Annotated in this window: 20 protein-coding genes; 8 read left to right on the forward strand and 12 right to left on the reverse strand. The window is 58.9% G+C overall.

Going from position 1 to position 23726, the window contains the following annotated elements:
* Window positions 1-61: 61 nt before the first annotated feature.
* Genes AB7M22_RS27255 through AB7M22_RS27275 form a run of 5 tightly spaced genes read left to right on the forward strand, consistent with a single transcriptional unit; the run spans window position 62 to window position 4656 of the window.
* Window positions 62-1090 carry a DUF5924 family protein gene (locus tag AB7M22_RS27255; protein ID WP_454188340.1) on the forward strand — a complete coding sequence of 343 codons (1029 nt, stop codon included), beginning with the start codon at window positions 62-64 and terminating at the stop codon, window positions 1088-1090.
* A 54-nt stretch (window positions 1091-1144) separates the two neighbouring features.
* On the forward strand, window positions 1145-2293 hold the full coding sequence (locus tag AB7M22_RS27260; RefSeq protein ID WP_427626068.1) for an ABC transporter permease: 1149 nt from the start codon (window positions 1145-1147) through the stop codon (window positions 2291-2293).
* Window positions 2290-3093 (forward strand): ABC transporter ATP-binding protein, encoded by an 804-nt coding sequence (locus AB7M22_RS27265; protein ID WP_008007958.1) that lies wholly within the window; start codon window positions 2290-2292, stop codon window positions 3091-3093. The genes AB7M22_RS27260 and AB7M22_RS27265 overlap by 4 nt, the downstream gene beginning before the upstream one ends.
* Before the next feature lies 1 nt (window position 3094).
* The gene (locus tag AB7M22_RS27270; protein WP_454188341.1) at window positions 3095-4033 is read left to right on the forward strand and encodes an MlaD family protein; all 939 of its coding nucleotides are present in this window, start codon (window positions 3095-3097) and stop codon (window positions 4031-4033) included.
* On the forward strand, window positions 4030-4656 hold the full coding sequence (locus tag AB7M22_RS27275) for an ABC-type transport auxiliary lipoprotein family protein (protein ID WP_454188342.1): 627 nt from the start codon (window positions 4030-4032) through the stop codon (window positions 4654-4656). The genes AB7M22_RS27270 and AB7M22_RS27275 overlap by 4 nt, the downstream gene beginning before the upstream one ends.
* 117 nt (window positions 4657-4773) lie before the next feature.
* Here AB7M22_RS27275 and AB7M22_RS27280 read toward each other — a convergent pair whose 3' ends face one another.
* From AB7M22_RS27280 to AB7M22_RS27295, 4 genes are all read right to left on the reverse strand, one after another.
* Window positions 4774-6003 (reverse strand): nucleoside recognition domain-containing protein, encoded by a 1230-nt coding sequence (locus AB7M22_RS27280; RefSeq protein ID WP_454188343.1) that lies wholly within the window; start codon window positions 6001-6003, stop codon window positions 4774-4776.
* A 224-nt stretch (window positions 6004-6227) separates the two neighbouring features.
* Window positions 6228-7559 carry a glutamate/aspartate:proton symporter GltP gene (gene gltP / locus AB7M22_RS27285; RefSeq protein ID WP_427626072.1) on the reverse strand — a complete coding sequence of 444 codons (1332 nt, stop codon included), beginning with the start codon at window positions 7557-7559 and terminating at the stop codon, window positions 6228-6230.
* Between the two features lie 828 nt (window positions 7560-8387).
* Complete coding sequence (locus AB7M22_RS27290; protein ID WP_003177151.1) at window positions 8388-8552, reverse strand: DUF1328 domain-containing protein; 165 nt, start codon at window positions 8550-8552, stop codon at window positions 8388-8390.
* A gap of 82 nt (window positions 8553-8634) precedes the next feature.
* A complete protein-coding gene (locus AB7M22_RS27295) occupies window positions 8635-8919 on the reverse strand; it encodes a hypothetical protein (RefSeq protein WP_454188344.1) in 285 nt (94 codons plus the stop codon).
* 441 nt (window positions 8920-9360) lie between these two features.
* On the opposite strand from AB7M22_RS27295, the gene algB reads away from it, so the two are divergent.
* Both algB and AB7M22_RS27305 read left to right on the forward strand, forming a co-directional pair.
* A complete protein-coding gene (gene algB / locus AB7M22_RS27300) occupies window positions 9361-10707 on the forward strand; it encodes a sigma-54-dependent response regulator transcription factor AlgB (protein ID WP_454188345.1) in 1347 nt (448 codons plus the stop codon).
* Window positions 10708-10717: 10 nt separating this feature from the next.
* On the forward strand, window positions 10718-12508 hold the full coding sequence (locus AB7M22_RS27305) for an ATP-binding protein (protein ID WP_454188346.1): 1791 nt from the start codon (window positions 10718-10720) through the stop codon (window positions 12506-12508).
* 13 nt (window positions 12509-12521) lie between these two features.
* Here the strand turns inward: AB7M22_RS27305 and AB7M22_RS27310 are convergent, their stop codons facing one another.
* The 7 genes from AB7M22_RS27310 to AB7M22_RS27340 all read right to left on the reverse strand — a co-directional run bounded on the left by AB7M22_RS27310 (window position 12522) and on the right by AB7M22_RS27340 (window position 19795).
* Window positions 12522-14138 carry an EAL domain-containing protein gene (locus AB7M22_RS27310; protein ID WP_454188347.1) on the reverse strand — a complete coding sequence of 539 codons (1617 nt, stop codon included), beginning with the start codon at window positions 14136-14138 and terminating at the stop codon, window positions 12522-12524.
* Window positions 14139-14211: 73 nt separating this feature from the next.
* Complete coding sequence (locus tag AB7M22_RS27315) at window positions 14212-14991, reverse strand: N-acetylmuramoyl-L-alanine amidase (protein ID WP_454188348.1); 780 nt, start codon at window positions 14989-14991, stop codon at window positions 14212-14214.
* Window positions 14992-15096: 105 nt separating this feature from the next.
* Window positions 15097-17130 carry a diguanylate cyclase gene (locus AB7M22_RS27320; RefSeq protein WP_454188349.1) on the reverse strand — a complete coding sequence of 678 codons (2034 nt, stop codon included), beginning with the start codon at window positions 17128-17130 and terminating at the stop codon, window positions 15097-15099.
* Window positions 17131-17991, reverse strand: a complete 861-nt coding sequence (locus AB7M22_RS27325) for an endonuclease/exonuclease/phosphatase family protein (RefSeq protein ID WP_123500509.1) — start codon at window positions 17989-17991, stop codon at window positions 17131-17133. It lies immediately after the preceding gene.
* 14 nt (window positions 17992-18005) lie between these two features.
* Window positions 18006-18647 carry a thiol:disulfide interchange protein DsbA/DsbL gene (locus AB7M22_RS27330; protein WP_008007973.1) on the reverse strand — a complete coding sequence of 214 codons (642 nt, stop codon included), beginning with the start codon at window positions 18645-18647 and terminating at the stop codon, window positions 18006-18008.
* 199 nt (window positions 18648-18846) lie between these two features.
* A complete protein-coding gene (locus AB7M22_RS27335; RefSeq protein WP_008076257.1) occupies window positions 18847-19458 on the reverse strand; it encodes a c-type cytochrome in 612 nt (203 codons plus the stop codon).
* 46 nt (window positions 19459-19504) lie between these two features.
* A complete protein-coding gene (locus AB7M22_RS27340) occupies window positions 19505-19795 on the reverse strand; it encodes a c-type cytochrome (RefSeq protein ID WP_003196231.1) in 291 nt (96 codons plus the stop codon).
* 191 nt (window positions 19796-19986) lie between these two features.
* On the opposite strand from AB7M22_RS27340, the gene yihA reads away from it, so the two are divergent.
* Complete coding sequence (gene yihA / locus AB7M22_RS27345) at window positions 19987-20628, forward strand: ribosome biogenesis GTP-binding protein YihA/YsxC (RefSeq protein WP_007902875.1); 642 nt, start codon at window positions 19987-19989, stop codon at window positions 20626-20628.
* 300 nt (window positions 20629-20928) lie between these two features.
* On the opposite strand, the gene polA is transcribed toward yihA, so the two are convergent.
* A complete protein-coding gene (gene polA, locus AB7M22_RS27350; RefSeq protein ID WP_454188350.1) occupies window positions 20929-23697 on the reverse strand; it encodes a DNA polymerase I in 2769 nt (922 codons plus the stop codon).
* Window positions 23698-23726 lie beyond the last annotated feature (29 nt).

The raw sequence follows: 23726 nt of genomic DNA on the forward strand, positions 1-23726 counted from the left end.
ACGGGGCCCCTCTGGCGGTACCCTGTCGGGGATTTTCCCCACGACTATTGTGAACCGCCGAATGCCGAATCTGACCCTGTACGTACAGCGCATCCTGGAATTGATGAAGCGCTATCCCGGGGTCATTGCGCTCGGCGGTTTCATTTCAGGGGTCGGCAGCTTCATGCTGGTGGATCGCCAACAGGGTCTGGCGACCTGGATCACCACCATCATGCTGGTCAGCTGGGTCTGGCTGATGCTGGAGAACAGCCTCACCAAGCTGTTCACCAGGGTGTTCAAGCGCGAAATACCCCAGCCACTGCTGCGTTATGCGACGCAGATGATCCATCAGGAAAGCCTGTTCTTCGTCCTGCCATTCTTCTTAATCACCACCACCTGGAACAGCGGCCAGTTGTTCTTCACTGGATTACTGAGCATGGCAGCGCTGATTTCGATCATCGACCCGCTCTACTACAAATGGCTTGCACCGCGCCGCTGGGCATTCCTGGCGCTGCACACCCTAACCCTGTTCGCGGCCCTGCTGACCGCCCTGCCCGTCATTTTGCACCTGACTACCGCCCAGAGCTTCAAGCTGGCGCTGGGCATTGCCATGGTGCTGTCGTTCCCGAGCCTGGCCTCGATCTTCCCGATTCGCACCGTGCGCAATGCGTTGGCGATCCTCAGCATCACCGTCGGCATCGGTGCCGCCGGTTGGGTGCTGCGCTCCTGGGTTCCACCGGCGACCCTGTGGATGACCGATGTGGCGATCAGCACCCAAATGCAGGACCGCACCCCCGGCAAGAGCCTGGAAGAAGTCAGCGCCGAGCAGATTCGCGGAGGTGGGCTGTACGCGTACACCGCGATCAATGCTCCGCGAGGTCTGGCCGAGCGGATTTATCACGTCTGGATGTTCAACGGTAAAGAAGTCGACCGTATCCCGCTGGACATCAACGGGGGGCGCAAGGAAGGCTATCGCGCCTGGACCCATAAGCAGAACTTCCCCGGCAACCCCGCAGGCAAATGGCAGGTCCGGGTGCTGACAGAGGACGGTCAGTTGATTGGCGTGCTGCGTTTCAAAGTCATGGACAGCACACCCATCAAAGAAAAGTAACGCGGTTCGTGCTATTAGTCAGATCTGCGTAATAGCCGAACAAGCACGGAGCTTATGACTAGCAGCACAATGCCCGGCAGTGCCCGACTGGACACCTCGCACAGCCCTGCCCTGTTGCGGGTCACGGGTGACTGGACGCTCGCCCATTACGCCGATCTCAGCCGCCTGAGCGAAAAGCTTCGCGGCCAATACGACAACAACACCCACATCGATCTCAATGGCCTCGGCGCGCTCGATACGGCGGGTGCGTCATTGCTGGTGGAGTTGCTGGGAGCCGAGCGTCTGGGCAAATCTGCCGAACACCCCGATTGCACCCTTTCCTCCGCTGATCGCGCCTTGTTGCAGACGGTGTACTGCTCGCTGACCGATTTCTGCGTGCCGATCAAAGAACCGGAAATCAGCGTCGGCATTCAACTGCTGACCCGCATCGGCCGTGCGGTCGACGCGGTCTGGCAGGACACGTTGCAACTGTTGGGTTTCGTCGGCCTGATCCTGGAAACCATCGCTCGCGGGCTGTTTCGTCCAAAGCGCTGGCGCCTCACGCCGATGGTCGCCCACATCGAACAGACCGGCCTCGACGCCGCCCCCATCGTCGCCTTGCTGACGTTTTTGGTGGGGGCTGTGGTGGCGTTTCTCGGGGCGACGGTGCTGGCGAGTTTCGGTGCGAGTATTTTCACCGTGGACCTGGTGGCGTTCTCTTTTCTGCGGGAGTTCGGCGTGTTGCTTACGGCGATCCTGATGGCCGGCCGCACCGCCAGTGCGTTCACCGCGCAGATCGGTTCGATGAAGGCCAACGAAGAAATCGACGCGATCCGCACCCTCGGCCTCGACCCGATGGAGTTGCTGGTAGTCCCCCGCGTCCTGGCGTTGCTGGTGGCGCTGCCGATGTTGACCTTTCTGGCGATGTTGTCAGGGATTGTCGGCGGTGGCGTAGTCTGTGCGCTGTCGCTGGATATCTCGCCGGCGATGTTCCTGTCACTGCTGCAATCGGACATCGGCGTTCAGCACTTTCTGGTGGGGATCGTCAAAGCGCCGATTTTTGCGTTCCTGATTGCCGCCATCGGCTGCCTCGAGGGCTTCAAGGTCAGCGGCAGCGCCGAGTCCGTCGGCGCGCACACCACGTCCAGTGTGGTGCAGTCGATTTTCGTGGTGATCGTGCTCGACGCCGTGGCTGCGTTGTTTTTCATGGAGATGGACTGGTGAGTCGTTTACCCCGAGCGCCTTCAGAGGCGGTGATCGAAGTCCGTGGGCTGTGCAATCGCTTCGGCCGCCAGAGCGTGCACGAAAACCTCGACCTGGATTTGTACAAGGGCGAGATTCTGGCGGTGGTCGGCGGTTCCGGCAGCGGCAAATCGGTGCTGCTGCGCAGTATTGTCGGCCTGCGTCAGCCCAGCGAAGGGCTGGTGAAGGTCTTCGGCAAGAACTTGCCGAGCCTGTCGGAACACGAGCGCTCGCTGGTCGAACGGCGGTTCGGTGTGTTGTTCCAGAAAGGCGCCTTGTTCTCTTCGCTCACCGTGACCGAGAACGTCGCCCTGCCCCTGATTGAACACGCCGGCCTGAGTCGTGCCGACGCCGAGCATCTGGCGGCAGTGAAAATGGCGTTGGCCGGGCTGCCATTGTCGGCGGCCGACAAATATCCTGCTTCACTGTCCGGCGGCATGATCAAGCGCGCGGCCCTGGCCCGAGCACTGGCGCTGGACCCGGACATCCTGTTTCTCGACGAACCCACCGCTGGTCTAGACCCGATTGGCGCCGCGAGTTTCGATCAACTGATCCTGACCCTGCGCGATGCCTTGGGCCTGAGCGTGTTTCTGGTGACCCACGACCTCGACACGCTCTACACCATCACCGACCGGGTGGCGGTGCTGGCGCAGAAAAAAGTGCTGGTGGCGGACGCCATCGACAAGGTGTCGGAAACCGATGATGCGTGGATTCACGAATACTTCCATGGCCCTCGCGGCCGCGCGGCGCTGACGGCCGCTAACCAGCTCAACGAGGTCTGACATGGAAACCCGAGCTCATCATGTATTGATCGGCCTGTTCACCGTCATAGTGGTGGCAGGCGCCCTGCTCTTCGGTCTGTGGCTGGCCAAGTCCAGTGTCGATACCGAATTCAAGGATTACGAAATCGTCTTCAACGAGGCGGTCAGCGGCCTGTCCAAGGGCAGCGCCGTGCAGTACAGCGGGATCAAGGTCGGCGACGTGGTGATGCTGCGCCTGGACCCGAACGATCCGCGCCGGGTGTTGGCGCGGATTCGCCTGGGCGGAGACACTCCGATCAAAGAAGACACTCAGGCCAAGCTGGCGCTGACCGGGATCACCGGGACCTCGATCATCCAGCTCAGCGGCGGCACGCCACAAAGTCCGACGCTCAAGGGCAAGGACGGCAATTTGCCGACAATCGTTGCATCACCCTCGCCCATTGCCCGGTTGATGAATGACAGCAACGATCTGATGGCGGGCGTGAACGTGTTGATGCACAACGCCAATCAGTTGTTTTCCTCGGAGAATGTCGCGCGTATCAGCAGCACCCTGGAGAACCTGGAGCAAACCACCGGCACCATTGCCGATCAGCGCGGCGATATTCGTCAGGCGATGCAGCAACTGGCTTCGGTTGGCAAGCAGGCCAGCGCCACACTGGAACAGACCACCGCGTTGATGCGCAACGCCAACGGCCTGCTCAACGATCAGGGCAAGCAGATGTTCGGCAGTGCCGAGCAAGCGATGAAGTCCCTGGAACAAAGCAGCGCGACCATCAACACATTGCTCTCCGCCAATCAGGATTCCCTCAACAGCGGCATGCAGGGCCTCAATGGCCTGGCACCGGCGGTGCGCGAGTTGCGCGATACGTTGAGCTCGCTACGAACCATTTCCCAGCGGCTTGAGGCCAACCCCAGCGGTTACCTGCTGGGCAATGACAAGAACAAGGAGTTCACGCCATGAAGCTGGCTCATCTCGCCCTCCTCGCCGGTTTTGCGTTGGTTGCTTCCTGTTCGATTTTCCCCAAGACCGATCCGTCCGATGTCTATCGACTGCCGTCGGTACAGCGCGACACATCGGCCCAACACGGCACGCCGCAGCGCTGGTCGTTGCGGCTGGCCAAGCCTCAAACCAGCGAAGCCTTGAACAACCCGAAAATCGCCGTAATCCCTCAGGGGGATCTGATCAGCAGTTACAAGGCTTCACGCTGGAGCGATCCGGCACCGGTGCTGTTGCGCAATCGTCTGCTCGATGGTTTCCAGCGTGACGGTCGCGTACCGTTGCTCAGCACCGATGACAGTAATTTCCAGGCGGACCTGGAACTGGGTGGCAACCTGCAAGCGTTCCAGACCGAGTACCAAGGCACGGCGGCGAGCGTGGTCGTGCGCCTGGATGCGTTGTTGGTGCGTGGGTATGACCAGCGAATCCTTGCCAGCCGACGCTTTGAAGTGCGTCAGCCGTTAAGCGATGTGAAGGTGCCGGCGGTGGTGACCGGTTTTGGCTTGGCCAGCGACCAGTTGACGGCGCAGGTGGTGGCTTGGACGGTGGAGCAAGGTCAGAAAGTTGCGCCGCCGCTGAGGCCTTGAGGCCACCGCTGAACCCCTGTGGGAGCGGGCTTGCCCGCGATGAGGCCGGAGCATTCAACATTTCTGTTAACGGTTAGACCGCCATCGCGGGCAAGCCCGCTCCCACAGGATTTTCGGTCAACCAAAGAACCAGTAGCACACCCCGATCGCGCCAAGAACACCCGCCAGTTCCGCCAGCAACGCACACCCCACCGCATGCCGTGCCCGCTGAATGCCCACCGCACCGAAGTACACCGCCAGTACATAGAAGGTCGTTTCGGTACTGCCCTGAATCGTCGCCGCCACCAGCGCCGGGAAGCTGTCTACCCCGGAGGTTTTCATGGTTTCAATCAGCATCGCCCGCGCGGCGCTGCCGGAGAAGGGTTTGACCATGGCTGTCGGCAGCGCATCGACGAAGCGCGTGTCCCAACCGGCCCACTCCACCAGATGACGAATCCCGTCCAGACCGAAATCCAGCGCTCCGGACGCCCGCAGTACGCCCACGGCGCAAAGCATCGCCACCAGATACGGCAGCAGGTTCTTGGCGACGTCGAAGCCTTCCTTCGCGCCTTCGACGAACGCTTCGTAGACCTTCACTTTGCGTAACGCACCGATTACCAGAAACAGCATGATCAGCCCGAACAGCGTCACGTTGCCGAGAATCGATGACAAGCCCGCCAGAGCGGTCGCTGAGAGCGTCGCCAGCAACGCCATGAAGCCACCGAGGGCGAGGGCACCGGGAATCAGATACGCCAGCACCACCGGGTCCCAGACGCGCAGGCGCTGCATGAACGCTACGGCCAGGAAGCCGACAATGGTCGAGCAACTGGTGGCGAGCAGGATCGGCAGGAACACCAGGGTCGGATCGGGCGCACCTTGCTGGGCGCGGTACATGAAGATGGTCACCGGCAGCAGGGTCAGGGATGAGGCGTTGAGTACCAGGAAGAGGATCTGCGCGTTGCTGGCGATGGTGTCGCTGGGATTGAGCTCTTGCAGTGCTTTCATTGCCTTGAGGCCGATCGGCGTGGCGGCGTTGTCCAGCCCCAGGCCGTTGGCGGCGAAGTTCAGCGTGATCAGGCCGATGGCCGGGTGACCGGCCGGCACTTCCGGCATAAGGCGCAGGAATAGCGGGCCCAGCGCCTTGGCCAGCCATTCGACGATGCCGGCCTTCTCGGCAATTCGCAGAAAGCCCAGCCAGAGAGTGAGGGTGCCGAACAACAGGACCATGACCTCGACCGACAATTTGGCCATGGCGAAAATGCTTTCCACCATCGCCGCGAAGATCCCGGCGTTGCCGCCGATCAGCCATTGCGCCAGCGCCGAAACGGCAGCCACGATGAAGAAGCCAAGCCACAGGCCATTAAGCATCAGTCAAATCCCCCGGAAGATGCGGCGAATGATAGCGGGGTAGACAGAAACGACAAACCCCGGATTTCTCCGGGGTTTGCTTGCGAGATTGCGTCATACACGTAATGTGCATGCTACCTCGTACTGTAGGAGCGAGGCTTGCCCGCGAATGGGACGCTGCGGTGTTTCAGTTACACGGCGTTATCGTTCTTCGCTGGCAAGCCATGCTCCTACAGGTTTTTGTGTCAGTTGCTGGAAATTTCGCCAACCGGCAGCTTTTCCTTGCTGCGCCAGTGCGGCAGGGAGTTCCAGTAGCGCTGGCCCTTGGCGTCGTCGTACATGCCTTCCCAACGTGCGATGACCAGCACGGCGAGGGCGTTGCCGATCACGTTCAGCGCGGTACGGGCCATGTCCATGATGCGGTCGACACCGGCGATGAACGCCAGGCCTTCCAGAGGAATACCGACGCTGCCCAAGGTGGCCAGCAGCACCACGAAGGACACGCCCGGTACGCCGGCGATGCCTTTGGAGGTGACCATCAGTGTCAGCACCAGCAGCAACTGTTGGCTGATCGACAGGTCGATGCCGTAGAGCTGGGCAATGAAGATTGCCGCGATGCTCTGGTACAGGGTCGAACCGTCGAGGTTGAACGAGTAGCCGGTCGGCACCACGAAACTGCAAATGGCTTTCGGCGCGCCGTAGGCTTCCATCTTCTCGATCACGCGCGGCAGCACGGTTTCGGAACTGGCGGTGGAGTAGGCCAGTACCAGCTCATCCTTGAAGATGCGCATCAGCTTGATCACCGAGAAACCGAACAGGCGAGCGATCAGGCCCAGCACCACGAAGGCGAAGAAGGCGACGGCGAAGTAAACCAGGACGACCAGTTTGGCCAGCGGCAGCAGAGAGGCGAAACCGAAGTTGGCGACGGTCACCGCGATCAGTGCGAACACGCCGATTGGGGCGTAGTTCATGATCATGTGGGTGACCTTGAACATGCTTTCCGACACGCCCTGGAACATCTTCACCAGCGGTTCGCGCAGGTCCGATTGCAGGCTCGACAGACCGAGACCGAACAACACGGAGAAGAAGATGATCGGCAGCATCTCGCCGCGGGCCATGGCCGCAAAGATGTTCGACGGGATCAGGTTGAGGATGGTCTGGATGAACGCGTGTTCATGCTGCACCTCGGCGGCAGTGGCCTGGTACTTGGAAATATCCACCGTACCCAGGGTGCTCATGTCGATGCCGCTGCCCGGATGGACCACGTTGGCCAGCACCAGACCGACCAGAATGGCGATGGTGGTGACGATCTCGAAGTAAATGATGGTCTTGAGACCGATACGCCCGAGTTTTTTCGCATCCCCTACGCCAGCGATGCCGACGACCAGCGAGGACACCACGATCGGGATCACGATCATCTTGATCAGACGGATAAAGATATCGCCTGCCGGTTGCAGAACGTTGCTGATCCACCAGGCCTTTTCGGCACTGAAATGGTTAAGCAGTGCACCAATTGCTATCCCCAGAACCAGACCGATGAGGATCTGCCAGGCGAGGCTAAGCTTTGCCTTCTTCATATCTTTACCCTTACTTGCGTTTGACTCAGGCTGATGCACGAACTGAAACGCACAATGGCGAACAAGTCTTGCATCGACCCCCGTATAAGGTCCCCGCGAGCGAGCATTTACAGCTCTCAGGCAGCGAAAAAGGCGCAACTATTCCGATGCTGGCAAGCGCCGTCTAATGCCGTAAACGCCTACCCTATGCCGAATCGGCATGAGATTTTTCATTCGAAACCCGCGTCCCAGCCGGTTCGAATACGACATTTTGGCGGGCATAAGTGCCGTGAGCCGGCCATTTCAGCGCAGGTTCATGTTTTTTGAATAAGTAAAAATTTGGGAAAATGCCTACGTTTGACGGCGAATTTTCTTCTCGTGAAAGTCGGGGCTTTCTCGATATACGGTCACGAAGAAATACCGCGAAACTGTTTTGCGGGGAATATGCAGCAGAAACAGATGAGCTGAGTGCTCTAGATCAACGTTTTGCACGTTGAAGCTCTCCGCAAGTTCGTCGAGCCGCTCAGGGCCCCGGCGAACTTGCGTCGCAGCTGTGCCTGACCCGGCCCTTGCGCAGGTACTCCCTGTACCCGTAGGTCACTCCGACCTGAAGCAGTCAGAACGTCCCGACCCCTTGGTCATGCGTCTACCGTCCTCGGGCAGCGCAGTGGAAAGAAGCGCTGTGGCCTCTTTCGTGTTTCGAAACTCAATACCAGTCTGGATCTTTTTTAATTGTTCCATCAATTGAGCAATTTATTGGCGCATCTGGCCATCATTGGCCGGCATCGTCATGGCACTGCCGCCCAGAAGCAGGGCGGCTGCCACTGTCTTTAACGAAATGGCTCATGTTCACCCTCGGCCGCGACGGCCAAAGAAGAAGGAAGCAATGAACATCACCAGGAACACGACAAAGAGAATCTTGGCGATACCCGTGGCGGTGCCCGCGATACCACCGAAGCCCAGTACTGCAGCGATGATGGCAATGATCAAGAATGTAATTGCCCAGCTCAACATGGTGATTCTCCTTACGCTTTCTGTTTAAAGGTGTTGCTTGTGGTGCTTTTCCCGGCGCGTCGAGTGCGCCAAGTTCATTTGCTTAAAACACCCAACGTTCCTGAGGCGTCTCATCCACAGGCTGGGCCTGGTCGACGTCCATCATTCGCATCGAGTCGCTATCAGCCAGGCTGCTGCTGACGGCGCTGAAGTGGGTTTGAGGCGTGTGTGGAATCGACAGGTGCGGCGTCTCTGGCTGTTGGCTCTGTTCCCAACGCAAGTACTGTTGGCCGCCAATCAAGGTGATCAATAGCGCCAGCAGGGCAAACAAGCCTTGCTGGACAAGCAATGGCGAGATACGCAATTGGGCGGCACCTTGGCGATTCATCCTGAAGTTCCTCCCACGCTGGGGTAGTGATCTTTGGCGGGCGCTGGTTCATTAGATGCCCTGTTACCCAGACTCTTGCAGCCTGCATGCCATCTTTTTATCTGAATTAATTCTTTAAAAATCAATAATTTATATTGTTTGTAAGAACCGTTTTGGACGCATCCTGCACGATGGCGCCACTGAAGTCGTGCGTAATGCACGATGAACTCATGAAAACTTTCAATATTTTTGGAATTGAGGGAAGGGCGCAGATGTCAGAAAGGGACGCAGGCAATCGCCGAAGAACGGTTCGTTAATAAAAAATTAACTAAATCAGTGAGTTACCTTGTTACTAAGTAGATAGCTCCGCTGATTTGACTGAAATCGGCCACAATCAATCATGCAACTTGCCCGATTTCTCTGGGCCTAACCAAAATCAACCATGTAAAGGAGCGCAGGAACATGGAATCAGCCACTGAGCATCAAGGCCGCATTCTGCTGGTGGACGACGAGTCCGCCATCCTTCGAACCTTTCGCTATTGCCTTGAAGACGAAGGCTACAGCGTGGCCACCGCGACCAGCGCTGCTCAGGCCGAAGCCTTGTTGCAGCGCCAGGTTTTCGATCTGTGTTTCCTCGATTTGCGCCTGGGTGAAGACAATGGGCTCGATGTACTGGCCCAAATGCGCATCCAGGCGCCCTGGATGCGGGTGGTGATCGTCACTGCTCACTCGGCCGTCGACACTGCCGTGGATGCGATTCAGGCCGGTGCCGCCGACTATTTGGTCAAACCCTGTAGCCCCGATCAGTTGCGTTTGGCCACCGCCAAACAGCTGGAAGTACGGCAACTTTCGGCACGCCTGGAAGCCCTCGAAGGTGAAGTGCGAAAACCCAAAGAGGGCCTGGATTCCCACAGTCCGGCCATGAAAGTGGTGCTGGAAACTGCACGCCAGGTCGCCAGTACTGACGCCAACATCCTTATTCTCGGCGAATCCGGCACCGGTAAAGGTGAACTGTCACAGGCCATTCACGGCTGGAGCAAACGCCAGAAGAAATCCTGCATCACCATCAACTGCCCATCCCTGACTGCAGAGTTGATGGACAGTGAGCTTTTCGGCCACAGCCGGGGCGCATTCACCGGTGCCAGCGAAAGTACCTTGGGGCGTGTCAACCAGGCCGACGGCGGAACGTTGTTTCTCGACGAGATCGGCGATTTTCCTCTGACTTTACAGCCAAAATTGCTGCGTTTCATTCAGGACAAGGAATACGAACGCGTGGGCGACCCGGTGACCCGTCGCGCCGACGTGCGAATCCTCGCAGCAACAAACCTCAACCTGGAAGACATGGTTCGCGATGGTCGTTTTCGTGAAGACCTGCTCTATCGCCTGAACGTCATCACCTTGCACCTGCCGCCGCTTCGTGAGCGCAGGGAAGATATTCTGAACCTGGCAGACCGCTTCCTGGCGCGCTTCGTCAAAGAATACTCGCGTCCGGCCCGGTGTTTCAGCGACGAGGCCCGCGAAGCGCTGCTCAGCTACCGCTGGCCGGGTAACATTCGCGAACTGCGCAACGTGGTGGAGCGCGCGAGCATTATTTGTCCGCAGGAGCGGGTCGAGCTCAGCCACTTGGGCATGGCCGAGACCCCGACCAACCACACGCCGCGCATCGGCGCTGCGTTGAGCCTGGATGAGTTGGAGAAAGCTCACATTGGCGCGGTCCTCGCCACGGCCGACACGCTGGATCAGGCGGCCAAGACTCTGGGTATCGATGCTTCGACCCTGTACCGCAAACGCAAGCAGTACAACCTGTGAGTCGTAACCGATGAAACTGGCGATGACGTTGCGCACCCGGCTGTTTCTGAGTATTTCCGCACTGATTACTGTGGCGCTGCTTGGGCTCTTGCTCGGGCTGGTCAGCGTGATGCAGATGGCGGGGACTCAGGAAGCCCTCATCCGTGACAACTTCGTCACACTGGATCTGGGATTGAAGCTGCGTCAGACCCTGGGTGATCAACTGATCATCGTGCTTGGCGAGAACCCTGACCCTGCGGCGTTCGAGGCATCCAGGCAGCACGCCCTTGAATTGTTTGACGAAGGCATTGCTCGCGAGCCGTCCAGCGAGGGTGCCCAATATGGTTTCAGAAAGGCCAAGGCCGATTATCAGAGCTTGCTGCAGGCCTTTGATCTTTCCCGCGCTCCGGTGCAGGTAGTCAGTGATGACGGGGATCTCACGGAAAAATTCAACGCGTTGCGTAATGGTTTGATCGCTGAACAGAAGCGCGCACTGGAAAACATCACTGAGATCGAGCACAAGGCCCGGGAGCGGGCACTGTTGATTGCCGGCCTGCTTGGGTTGGTCGGCGTGGCGGTGTTGTTCATCGGGTTCATTACCGCCCATGCGATCGCCCGGCGTTTCGGGGCTCCGATCGAGGCTCTGGTGCAGGCAGCTGACAATATCGGCCAAGGCAATTTCGAAGTGACCCTGCCGATTTCCTCCGCGGTGGAACTGAACCAGTTGACCCGGCGTTTCGGAATCATGGCCGAGGCATTGCGTGAGCACCAGGCTACCAATATCGACGAACTGCTCGCCGGCCAACAACGTTTGCAAGCGGTGCTCGACAGCATCGACGACGGTTTGCTGATTATCGATCGTCAAGGTCATCTCGAGCACCTCAACCCGGTGGCTCAGCGCCAGCTAGGCTGGGACACCGATCGTCTCGGCCAAGGGCTGGGTACGGCGCTTGAGCGTCCCGAACTGGATGAACAACTGCAGTTGGTGTTGCGCGGCGGCTCTCTGGAACGAGCGCCGGAAGACCTGGGCATCGAGGTCGATGGGGAGTCGCGATTGCTGACGTATAGCCTGACGCCGGTCAGCCATACCCAGGGTCATATTCTCGGCGCCGTGATGGTGTTGCATGACGTCACCGAACAGCGTGCCTTCGAACGGGTACGCAGCGAGTTCGTCTTGCGCGCTTCCCATGAGTTGCGCACACCGGTTACCGGGATGCACATGGCATTCGGCCTTTTCCGCGAACGGACGCATTTTGCTGACGACTCCCGCGAAGCTGACCTGCTGGACACCGTCAACGAAGAAATGCAGCGCCTCATGCAGTTGATCAACGACCTGCTGAATTTCTCTCGCTATCAAAACGGCCTGCAAAAACTCACGCTGGCACCGTGCTCCATCGAAGACTTGCTGGATCAGGCCCAGATACGTTTTGCCGGCCCGGCACAGGAGAAAGGCATTGAGCTGCTGGTGGAAGTGCAGGGACCGTTGCCGCGGCTGCAAGCCGATCAGGCGCAACTGGAGCGGGTGCTCGACAACCTGATCGACAACGCCTTGCGCCATACCTCCCCTGATGGACTGATACGCTTGCAGGCCCGGCGCCATGGAGAGCGGATGATTATCAGCGTCGAGGACAACGGCGAAGGCATTGCTTACGGCCAGCAAGGGCGGATCTTCGAGCCCTTTGTTCAGGTCGGCCGCAAAAAGGGCGGTGCCGGGCTCGGTCTGGCGCTGTGCAAGGAAATCGTGCAGCTGCATGGCGGGCGGATGGGGGTCTACTCGCGGCCGGGGCAGGGGACGCAGTTCTACATGGCACTGGCGATATAAACCGGAGCCCCTCTCAGGCTTCGTCATCCAGACGTCGGGTGGTCAGTCGGCGGCCACGGGTAATCAGTTCGATGAACTGCACGGCGCTCAGTGCGTGGGCGAACAACCAACCCTGGCCGAACTTCACCCCTTCGCTACTCAAAAACACCGCTTGGGCTTCATGTTCGATGCCTTCTGCAATCACCTTGAGTTGCAGGGCCTGAGCCATGCGGATGATGTGCGGTGCCACGCCGCTGCTGGCGGCATCATGGCCCAGCGCGTCGATAAACGCCTTGTCGATTTTCAGGCAGTCCACCGGTAGGGTTTGCAGGTAGGCGAGGCTGCAATAGCCGGTGCCAAAGTCGTCGATCAACACCTGATGCCCGACATCCCGCAGGGCTTGCAGGTTTTCTCTGGCCACCACCACATCCACCAATCCGCGCTCGGTTACCTCAAAGGCAATCTGCCTGGCTGCCACTCGGTGCACGCTCAGCAAGCGCGCCATCACCTGACCGATACGCGGCACCATGACATCGCAGGCCGCCAGGTTGACCGAAATGTACAGCTGTGGATTGGACCGCAACAGTTGCCCGAGCTGTTCCAGCAGGCGCTGTAATACGAAGTCGGTCATCTGGCGAATCTGGCCGGTATTCTCCGCCATCGGAATGAACAGGTCGGGACTGGTCAGCGTACCGTCCGGCCTTCGCCAGCGCAGCAGGGCTTCGGCACCGACGCAGTTGCGGCTGTCGAGGTCGAAGATTGGTTGATACAACACTTGTAGCTCGCCTCGCCGTATGGCGCCTTGCAGTTCGGCATCCAGCGACTGACGCTGGCGTACCAGCAAAAACACCAGAATGCCTACACAGGCACTCAGCGCCAGGCTGGCCGGCAGTAGCCACCACCATACCGCCGGCACATGTATTCCGGTGCGTGGGGTGATCAGTACCAGTTGGTATTCGGGGGTGTTAGTGGGCATTCGGTAAATCAGGCGGGTATGGGTGACTTGCAGCGCATCGCGGCTTTTCGGAGGCCAGGGTTCCGCGGGGGGCCAGGCCTGCGCGACACCGAGTACCGGAATCGCCCGGGTGCCGTGGTCGAGCACCACCAACAGGCTGCTCCCCGGAGACAGATCGACCATGTCGGTCAAATGCCCGCGGGACGTCGCCACCCGGAAATTGCCACGCCCAAGCATCAGTGCGGCGCGGTTCTCATCGGGTTCGGTGGTGGTGTTCAGCCAATAGCTGTAGGTGGGGCCCTTGATGTCCGGCGGTCGGATCAGCGATACCCCTTCCTGGCGGGGGCGGTTGGAGCAGGTTCGCGAAGTGTCCATATAAGCTGCTTCATAAACGAAGCGGTAATTGAAGCTGACCTGCTGCAGGGTGGCGATCATTTCGTCATCGCAACCTCGCAGCGGTTGGGCTTCCAGGTCATCGAGGCTTTCGCGCAACTGCCCGAACAACTGCTCCAGGCGGACCAGAAAGCGTTCTCCCTGGGCATTCATTTCCTGGCTTTCGTTGTGCTCGACTTGATTCATCGCCACGAACAAACTGCCAACTGTTAGAAGCGTTGCGCTCAAGGCAGTAGCCAGCATCGCCAAAAACAAAGGGCGATAGAACCAGCTATGCAGTCTCTCCCGAGCAGCAGGCATCATGGAATATCCGAAGAATTACCAATGAGTTATAGCTGCTGATTTGGAAAAAGCGCTGACCGTCGGGCGGGCGTCATTATTTTGTCTGATTCAACACCTGAAGAATCGCCGCGGTTTGTGCGTCCGGTGTACCGTCGAAACGGGAAGGGCGAAAATGCAGCTGAAAGGCGGCCAGTACATTGCGTGTTTCTACATCCAGTTCGCCGGTTTGCGGCGTGGCATAGCCGAAGCGGGCAAGCTGTCCCTGAAACCAACTGATGCTTGGCAGTTGCACGGCGAACTGCGCTTGCTGCCGCGCCACGGCCTGCTCGTTCGGCCAGATCCCCAGGCCTTCGGCAGCCAGGCGCTTCCAGGGGAACAGCGGGCCGGGGTCGAGCTTGCGCATCGGTGCGATGTCGCTATGGCCAATGATATGGCGGGGGCTGATGCCCTGGCGCTTGCTGATGTCCTTGAGCAGAAAGATCATCGACTGAATCTGGGCTTCGCTATAGGGATACCAGAGACGCCCGGTGGGGGTGTCCTCAAAGCCCTGGTTAACGATCTCGATACCAATGGAACTGGAGTTCAGCCAGGTCCGGCCTTGCCATTCGCTTTCGCCAGCGTGCCAGGCCCGGAAATTTTCATCCATCAGCTTATAAATGGTGGCGCGCTTGTCGTCGCTAATCAGGTAGTGGCTGCTGACCTCGCCATGGGTCAGCAATTGCAGCGAGGTCTCCAGGGATGCGGAGGTGTAATGCATCACCACGAACTGAATGCGACTGTCGTGATTGGCTGAAGGGTGGCTGGTATCGATTCGGGGGCCGCTGGCACACCCGGCTAATAGAAGCAGCGACGCAATAAGAACAAGACATTTCATGGCGGGAGGCAGTACACGCAAGACAATAATGCAACAGTGTAACGGTATTGCCTTGTGCGCAGAGGGCAAAAAGTGCTGTTTTAAACAAAATGGAACAATTAGCTATCAGCCCAGTTCTATTCGATTCCGGCCATTATTTTTCGCACGATATAGCGCCTGATCAGCTCTTTTAAGCACAAGATCGCTATGTTCGCCCGATCTGAAGGCGGTCAGTCCCATGGAAATAGTGACGGTGACTCGCTCGCCCTTGAAGTGAAACGGGCAGGCTTCGATCGATGCGCGCAAGGTTTCCAGCAGCTTCGCGCCCACCGCCGGCACCGTGGCAGGCATCAACAGTACAAACTCCTCACCGCCGAACCTGGCAATGAAATCTGTCCCGCGCAGACGCTTGCGTAGCACGCTGGCGATGATTTTCAGTACCTTGTCACCCGCCAGGTGGCCATAGTTGTCATTGATGCGTTTGAAATGGTCGAGGTCGAGCATTGCCAGCAACAGGGTATTGCCATGTTGTTGCCATTGGCCTATCTCGTGCTCCAGGCGTTCGCTCCAGGCTGCTCGATTCGGCAGGCTGGTCAATGGATCGATCAACGCCTTCTGGCGCTGTTCTTCGAGATGCTCGCGGTAGCCCAGGGCTTCCTGCTCCATGTGGGCAACCCTTTCGGCCAGGCTTTGCAGGCGGGCTGCTACTTCCTGCTCGCGCTCGTCCCGCTGCTTCTGGTGTTGGTCCATGGTGCCGAGCAGGCCTTCGAGATGGTTTTCCAGCACATGCTTGAGATCATCAAGGTCTGCCGCTTCCTGCATGCTGCTTTGCAAGCCGTCGACTTGCTCGCGAATCTGCGTGTCCATTTCCCGCGCGGCCGAGCGGTTGTCGGCGTGGCCGTCGCTCGCGGCTTGCAGGTTGCTCTGAAATGACTCGAGGCGTTCGTTGAGTTGCTGCAGATAGGCTTCGAATTCGTGCTGGCCGCTGTCGGTGATCGCCAGCATCAAGGTTGCCAGGTCATCGAGGATCGGTAGCAATTCGTACCAGTTCAAGCCATTTTGAAGGCGATCGCGCATCGCCTCGGCTTGCGGACGATGACGCTCGGGCAGCGTCAGGTCATCGAGAAGGCCCAGCAGCGTATCTTCGATATGCTTGGCGACAGAGCTGTAGGACGGCTCCGGCGAGTCCGGCAGGGCATACAGAATATCGTGCTCGGGCTGCTCTGGATCGATGGCCATCGGAGTCAGTTCATCGGGATTGATTGCCGACTGAGCCTGAGTGGCCGATAGGGTAACCGCTTGAACCGGTTCTTGTGGTTGCTCGATATTCGGTCGGATTTGTAATTCCGGGACCTGGCTGTTTGTAGCTTCTGGCTCAAGGACAGGCGGGACAAACGCCACGACTTCAGCCGCAGGTGCCATTGCTGTTGGCGCCTGAAGTTGCGGTGGCTCAGGGCGTGCAGCGGCGGGTAGGGCGGCTTCTACGGTTGGCAACACCACTTGTTGCGGTTTATCGGCGGCTGGCGAGAGATTGGCCATCGCTTGTGGAGGCTCGGCCGGTACCGCAACCGGCTCGACAGGTTGCGGGGCAGGCATTTGCGATTCGGAGGCGGCGAGCTGTGGCGCGGTCTCTTCCGTTTCCCTACCGAACAACCGCTGCAGGAAGCCCGGACGATCAGGTTCGGCAGGGTTCTCCAGCAGGTTCAAGGCTTTGCCTTGCAAGCCACTCAGCTCGCTGAGCAGCAACGGGATTTCGCGAGCCTGGCCTACGCGTCCGTCCAGCTGTTTGGCGAATTTTTTCAGCGGTCGGCTTACTTCCCGGGGCAGCGGCAACGCTTGCAACTGAGAGACCAGCGCCGTCAGGGCTGCACTGACTTGATTGACCCGGGTTTCCCGGCGTTGCTCGGAGTCGAGCACGGCTTTTTCCAGGCGCGGCAGCAAGGCTGCCAGGCCGGCGTCCATGTCATCGGTGCGTACGACTTCGCGCATTTCCTTCATGCATTGGTCAACGGCGCGATCGGTACCTTCCGCGGCGAGGGTACTGCGCACCAGCCCGCGACGCAGCAAGTCGAGCCGGGCGTCCCATCGACGTTCCAGCTTTTCTTGTTGTTCGATGCTTTTGAGGTATTTCTCTTTCCAGCGCTGTGTTTCGTCGCTCATTCAGGCAGGACTCAACGCGGGCAATGCATCGGCCGTGAGCGAACCCGGCAGACGAATCTCTACCGCGACCGGCAGGTGATCGGAAATGGGCTGTGCCAGCACTTCGACCTTTTCAAGGGTCAGAGTGGGGCTGAGCAGAATATGGTCCAGGCAACGCTGCGGGCGCCAGCTGGGGAAGGTCGCTTCCAGTTGCGGCGCGAGCAGGCCCAGATCACGCAACGGGGAGTTTTGCAGCAAGTCACTGGCATGGGTGTTCATGTCGCCCATCAACACCTGGTGTTTATAACCGCCGATCAACTCGCGGATGTAGGCCAGTTGCAGGCTACGGGCGCGAGCGCCCAGCGCCAGGTGCATCATCACCACCACGAGCGCCTCCGGACCTTCGCCGAAGCGCACCAGAATGGCCCCGCGACCCTTGGGCCCCGGCAGTGGATGATCTTCAATCGCCCACGGGCGCAGGCGGCTGAGCACGCCATTGCTGTGCTGACCGAGATGACCGAGATTGCGATTGAGTTGTTGATACCAGTAGGGGAAGGCACCGAGTTGCGCCAGGTGTTCGACCTGATTGACGTAGCCTGATCGCAGGCTGCCGCCATCGGCTTCCTGCAAGGCGACCAGATCGAAGTCGCCCAGCAGATTACCGATTTTTTGCAGGTTGTCGGCGCGCCCGGTGTGTGGCAACAGATGCTGCCAGCCGCGGGTCAGATAGTGCCGATAGCGCTCGGTACTGATGCCGACCTGGATATTGAAACTGAGCAAACGCAGACGGCTGTCCACGGGCAACCCCGTCGATTCCAGGTGATGCTCGTTGACCCGCGGATGATGCAGGCCAACGATGCGTTCAGTTCCCCAGCGGCGCATGGCAGGTGCCGCGCTTAGTTGGCGACGGCCTTGGTTGCCGCTCGCTCTTTGGCAACCAGTTGGTCGGCCAGTTTCAGCGCTTGTTCGGCACCGCCGGCAGAGCCGATGTCGAAGCGATACTTGCCGTTGACGATCATGGTAGGCACGCCGGTGATTTCATATTTCTTTGCAAGTTCTTTGGCTTTGTTGATCTGGCCCTTGATGGCGAAGGAGTCGAAGGTGGCCAGGAACTTGTCCTTGTCTACGCCTTGGGTCGCCAGGAAGTCCGCCATGTCTTCTTTGTCGGTCAGTTTCTTGTGTTCTTTCTGAATCGCTTCGAAAACTGCCGCGTGAACCTTGCTTTCGACGCCCATGGCTTCAAGGGTCAGGAACATCTGGCCGTGTGCGTCCCAAGGGCCGCCAAACATGGCCGGAATGCGCACGAAGTTCACGTCGGAAGGCAGTTTTTCAACCCATGGGTTAATGACGGGTTCGAAGGCATAGCAATGCGGGCAGCCGTACCAGAACAGCTCCACGACTTCGATTTTGCCAGGCGCGGCCACCGGGACCGGATTGCTCAGTTCGACATAGGGCGCTTCAGGTTTTTCGGCGGCTTGGGCAGTCATGCCGAACAGGCTGGCAGCGACGAGTGCGGCGCTGATGATCAGATTACGCATGCTTTACTCCTGGACAAATTGGGTCGCCTCGCGCGACCTGTTTTCAGACAGATCCTGGCGGGCTTGAGTTTGTAGTGTAACGGCAGCGGCCACAAAAAAGGGCAGCCAAAGCCACCCTTTTTATGTTTGCATCGACGGATTAATCGAGTGTTAACGTTGCAAGAGATGTACATCTCCAGCAACGCTTGTTCGATCAGTCTCAGTGCAAGCCTTGAATATAGCTGGAGACTGCGGCGATATCTTCGTCGCTCAGCTTTTTAGCGATGCTCTGCATCGGTTTGGTATCGCCGTCGTTGGTGCGGCCACCTTCTTCCTTGCGGAAGTCGGTCAGTTGCTTGCCGACGTACTGGGCATGCTGGCCACCCAGATGCGGGAAGCCTGCAGCGGCGTTACCGGTACCATTCGGCGAGTGGCAGCCAGTGCAGGCGGGCAGGCCCTTGGCCAGATCACCGCCACGGAACAGTGCTTCACCGCGAGCCACGACTTTCGGGTCGGCGGCGCCAACGCTGCCTTTCTGGCTGGCGAAGTAGGCGGAGATATCAGCCAGGTCCTGATCGCTCAGGTTGGTCAGCAGGCCGGTCATTTCCAGTACCGTGCGTTTGCCGGACTTGATGTCGTGTAGCTGCTTGTTCAGATAACGCTCGCCCTGACCTGCCAGCTTCGGAAAGTTAGGCGCCATGCTATTGCCATCCGGGCCATGACAGGCGCCACATACTGCGGCTTTCGCCTGACCAGCAGTCGCATCACCTGCAGCATGGGCAATGCCGGAGATCCCCACGGTCAACAGCAGACTCACGATCAATTTGTTCATCAGCTAATCCAACTACGGCTAAGGGTTAAAGAGTTATGGGCCGGGTTTACTCGCTCATCCACTGGATGATGGCTCGGTAATCCTCGGCACTGCAGTCCATGCACAAACCACGCGGCGGCATCGCCTTGAAACCCTGGGTCACGTGTTGCACCAGCGTCTCCATACCTTTCGCCAACCTCGGCGTCCAAGCTTCCTGATCGCCCTTGCGGGGCGCCATGGGTAGTTGGCCGGAATGACAGGCACCACAAACACGGTTGTACACAGCTTCCGGATCCTGTGTAGCCTGAGCGCTGTAAAGCGGCATCAAGACACCGGCAGCTAGCAGCCATTTCGTCATAAAACGACCTTTTCAGGGTTGAGAGCGTGCTGCGTTCTAGTGCGCAATCAAGGTCAATCGCTCTCGTGAACTTCATCCTACGCTGGGACAAAGCGCACACAAAATCTGCGGCATTATATACTGGCGTCACTGAAACGGAAACGACACTGCTTGCCGCGTCCATTCCCGGCGCCGCCCACATCGGAAATCCCATGCAACTCAAGAACCCCATCCTCGGTCTGTGCCAACAGTCCACCTTCATGCTCAGCGCTGCCAAAGTCGACCAATGCCCCGACGACGAAGGCTTTGAAGTGGCCTTCGCCGGGCGTTCCAACGCCGGCAAGTCCAGCGCGTTGAACACCCTGACACACGCCAGCCTGGCGCGGACCTCGAAAACACCGGGTCGCACGCAGCTGTTGAACTTCTTCAAGCTAGACGATGAACGCCGTCTGGTCGACCTGCCGGGTTACGGTTATGCGAAAGTACCAATCCCGTTGAAGATGCACTGGCAGCGTCACCTCGAAGCCTATCTGGGCGGTCGTGAGAGTTTGAAAGGTTTGATTCTGATGATGGACATCCGTCATCCAATGACCGATTTCGACCTGCTGATGCTCGATTGGGCTGTCGCCAGCGGCATGCCGATGCATATTTTGCTGACCAAGGCAGACAAGCTGACCTACGGTGCAGCGAAAAACGTGCTGCTCAAGGTTCAGTCGGAAATCCGCAAGGGCTGGGGCGATACGATCACTATCCAGCTGTTTTCGGCACCCAAACGCTTGGGTCTGGAAGACGCCTACACTGTATTGGCGGGCTGGATGGAGTTGGCGGACAAGGGCAGCGAGGCTGCCGAGTAAGGCTTTACAGGTGAAAAGCCAGGCAAAAAAAACCCCGGACTTCATATGGGGAGGGAGAAGTTCCGGGGTTCAAGCTCCGGACCGCTAGGGCGGGGTCCAGATATCTGCCAACACTTAACACAACATAGGAGCATCGAAGGGCTTCACCAGCCATTCAGTATCTCTGAGTGGCGGTTCACGGATTTAGTTCAGACTATTTTCAAAAACCATTGGAAATAATCGATGTCATTTTCCGCACTATAGCCCTTCGTTATTTTGTGCTGCGGCATAAGGCCGCAGCACCGGCGTCTTTCAGGCCGATCAGTGCGCCTCATCCCAGTTGTTGCCTACGCCTACCTCGACCAAAAGTGGTACATCCAGCTGTGCTGCGCTACTCATGTGTACGCGAATGTCCTCACGCACCTGGTCGATCAGGTCCTCACGCACCTCAAGCACCAATTCATCGTGTACCTGCAGGATGACTTTGGCGTCCAGGCCTGACGATGTCAGCCAGTTATCCACCGCTACCATGGCTTTCTTGATGATGTCCGCCGCGGTGCCTTGCATCGGGGCGTTAATCGCTGTGCGCTCCGCAGCTTTGCGCAGGGCTTGGTTTTTCGCGTTGATTTCCGGCAGGTACAAGCGACGACCAAAGATGGTTTCGACGAAACCTTGCTCGGCGGCCTGCGCGCGCGTGCGCTCCATGTATTCCAGTACGCCGGGATAGCGGGCGAAGTAGCGATCGATGTAGGCCTGGGACTGTTTGCGGTCTACGCCGATCTGCTTGGCCAGGCCAAACGCGCTCATGCCGTAGATCAAACCGAAGTTGATGGCTTTCGCGCTGCGACGCTGATCGTTGGTGACCGCGTCCAGCTCGACGCCAAACACCTCTGCGGCCGTGGCCCGGTGTACATCGAGGTTGTTGCGGAAGGCGTGCAGCAAGCCTTCGTCCTTGGCTAGATGCGCCATGATCCGCAGTTCGATTTGCGAGTAGTCCGCGGCCAGTAGCTTGTAGCCTTTCGGCGCGACGAACGCCTGACGAATCCGACGACCTTCGGCGGTACGGATCGGAATGTTCTGCAGGTTCGGGTCGATGGACGATAAGCGCCCGGTGGCGGCGACGGCTTGCTGGTAAGACGTATGAATGCGCCCGGTGCGAGCGTTGATCTGCTCTGGCAAACGGTCGGTGTAGGTGCTTTTGAGCTTGCTCAGCGAGCGGTATTGCATCAGCACCTTGGGCAGCGGGTAGTCCTGTTCGGCCAATTCGGCCAACACCGCTTCGGCAGTCGAGGCCTGGCCCTTGGCGGTTTTGCTGAGTACGGGCAAGCCGAGCTTTTCGTAGAGGATCACGCCCAGTTGCTTCGGCGAACCCAGGTTGAATTCCTCACCGGCAATGGCAAAGGCCTCGCGCTCAAGGGCGACCAGTTTCTCGCCCAGTTCGACGCTCTGGATGCCCAGCAGGTTGGCATCCACGAGCGCGCCTTGGCGTTCGATTCGGGCCAGAACCGGCATCAGCGGCATTTCAATCTCGTTGAGCACTTTGCCCAGGCTTGGCGTTGCTGCCAGTTTTTCCTGCAAAGCCAGGTGCAACTGGAAGGTGACATCGGCATCTTCGGCAGCATAGGGGCCTGCCAGCTCAAGAGAGATCTGGTCGAAACTCAGCTGTTTGACGCCTTTGCCCGCGATCCCTTGAATGTCGGTCTTGCTTTGGCCCAGGTACTTGAGCGCCAGGCTGTCCATGTCGTGGCGGGTGGCCGTCGAGTCCAGGACGTAAGACTCGAGCATGGTGTCGTAGGCAATGCCCTGGACAATAATCCCGTTGCTCTGATCGCCACCGATGGCGCAGTTGGCGAGGATATTGGTTTCGAACTTGGCGTGTTGGCCGACTTTCAGTTTGTTCGGGTTTTCCAGCAGCGGTTTCAACGCCAACAGCACCGTGTCGCGATCCAGTTGCTCCGGCACGCCCATGTAGGAATGGGTCAGCGGAATGTAGGCCGCTTCGTTGGCCGCGACGGAAAACGACAGACCCACCAGTTGTGCATGTTGTGCATCGCTGCCGTTGGTTTCGGTGACGAAGGCGATCAACGGCGCCTTGTCGAGCTTGTCCAGCCAAGCCTCGAAATGCTTCTGGTCGAGGATGGTTTCGTACTTCGCTTCGGCAGCGTCCGGCTGTTCCTGGGCAACCTCGACAATGTCCTGCCCCGAGCGCTTGGCGTCACGCTGGTTCTCTTCGAACCAGCTTTTGAATTCCAGCAGGGTGTAGAGCTCGGCGAGCTTGTCGTGATCCGGCTGGCCCATCTGCAGGTCATCGAGACCGACGTCCAGCGGCACGTCGATCTTGATGGTGGCCAAGCGATAAGAAAGAAAGGCCATTTCCTTATGTTCTTCGAGCTTGGCCGGCAGGGTTTTTGCGCCGCGAATCGGCAGGGACGGGACGATGTCGAGCTGCGCATAGAGCTCGGTAAGGCCGCCATTCACGCCGACCAGCAGGCCGGAAGCGGTCTTGGGGCCGATACCCGGAACGCCCGGGATGTTGTCGGACGAATCGCCCATCAGTGCCAGATAATCGATGATCTGCTCGGGAGCGACGCCGAATTTCTCCTTCACGCCCTCCACGTCCAGCGCGCTACCGGTCATCGTATTGACCAAGGTAATGTGCCCGTCGACCAGTTGCGCCATGTCCTTGTCGCCGGTGGAGATCACCACCGGACGGTCGGCCGCCGCGCTGCTGCGGGCCAGGGTGCCGATCACGTCATCGGCTTCGACGTTGTCCACGCACAGCAATGGAAAGCCCAGGGCCTTGACGCTGGCGTGCAGCGGCTCGATCTGGACCCGCATGTCGTCGGGCATGCTTGGGCGATTGGCCTTGTATTCGGCGAACATCTCGTCGCGGAACGTCCCGCCCTTGGCGTCGAATACCACAGCGAACGGGCTGTCCGGGTACTGCTTGCGCAGACTTTTGAGCATGTTCAGTACGCCCTTGACCGCGCCGGTCGGCAGGCCTTTGGACGTAGTCAGCGGTGGCAGCGCGTGAAAGGCGCGGTACAGATAAGAAGAACCGTCCACCAGGACGAGGGGGGCTTGGCTCATGAGCAGGATCAACCTTTTCGGCGGGTCCG

The organism is Pseudomonas sp. ADAK2 TE3594, from assembly GCF_053628675.1.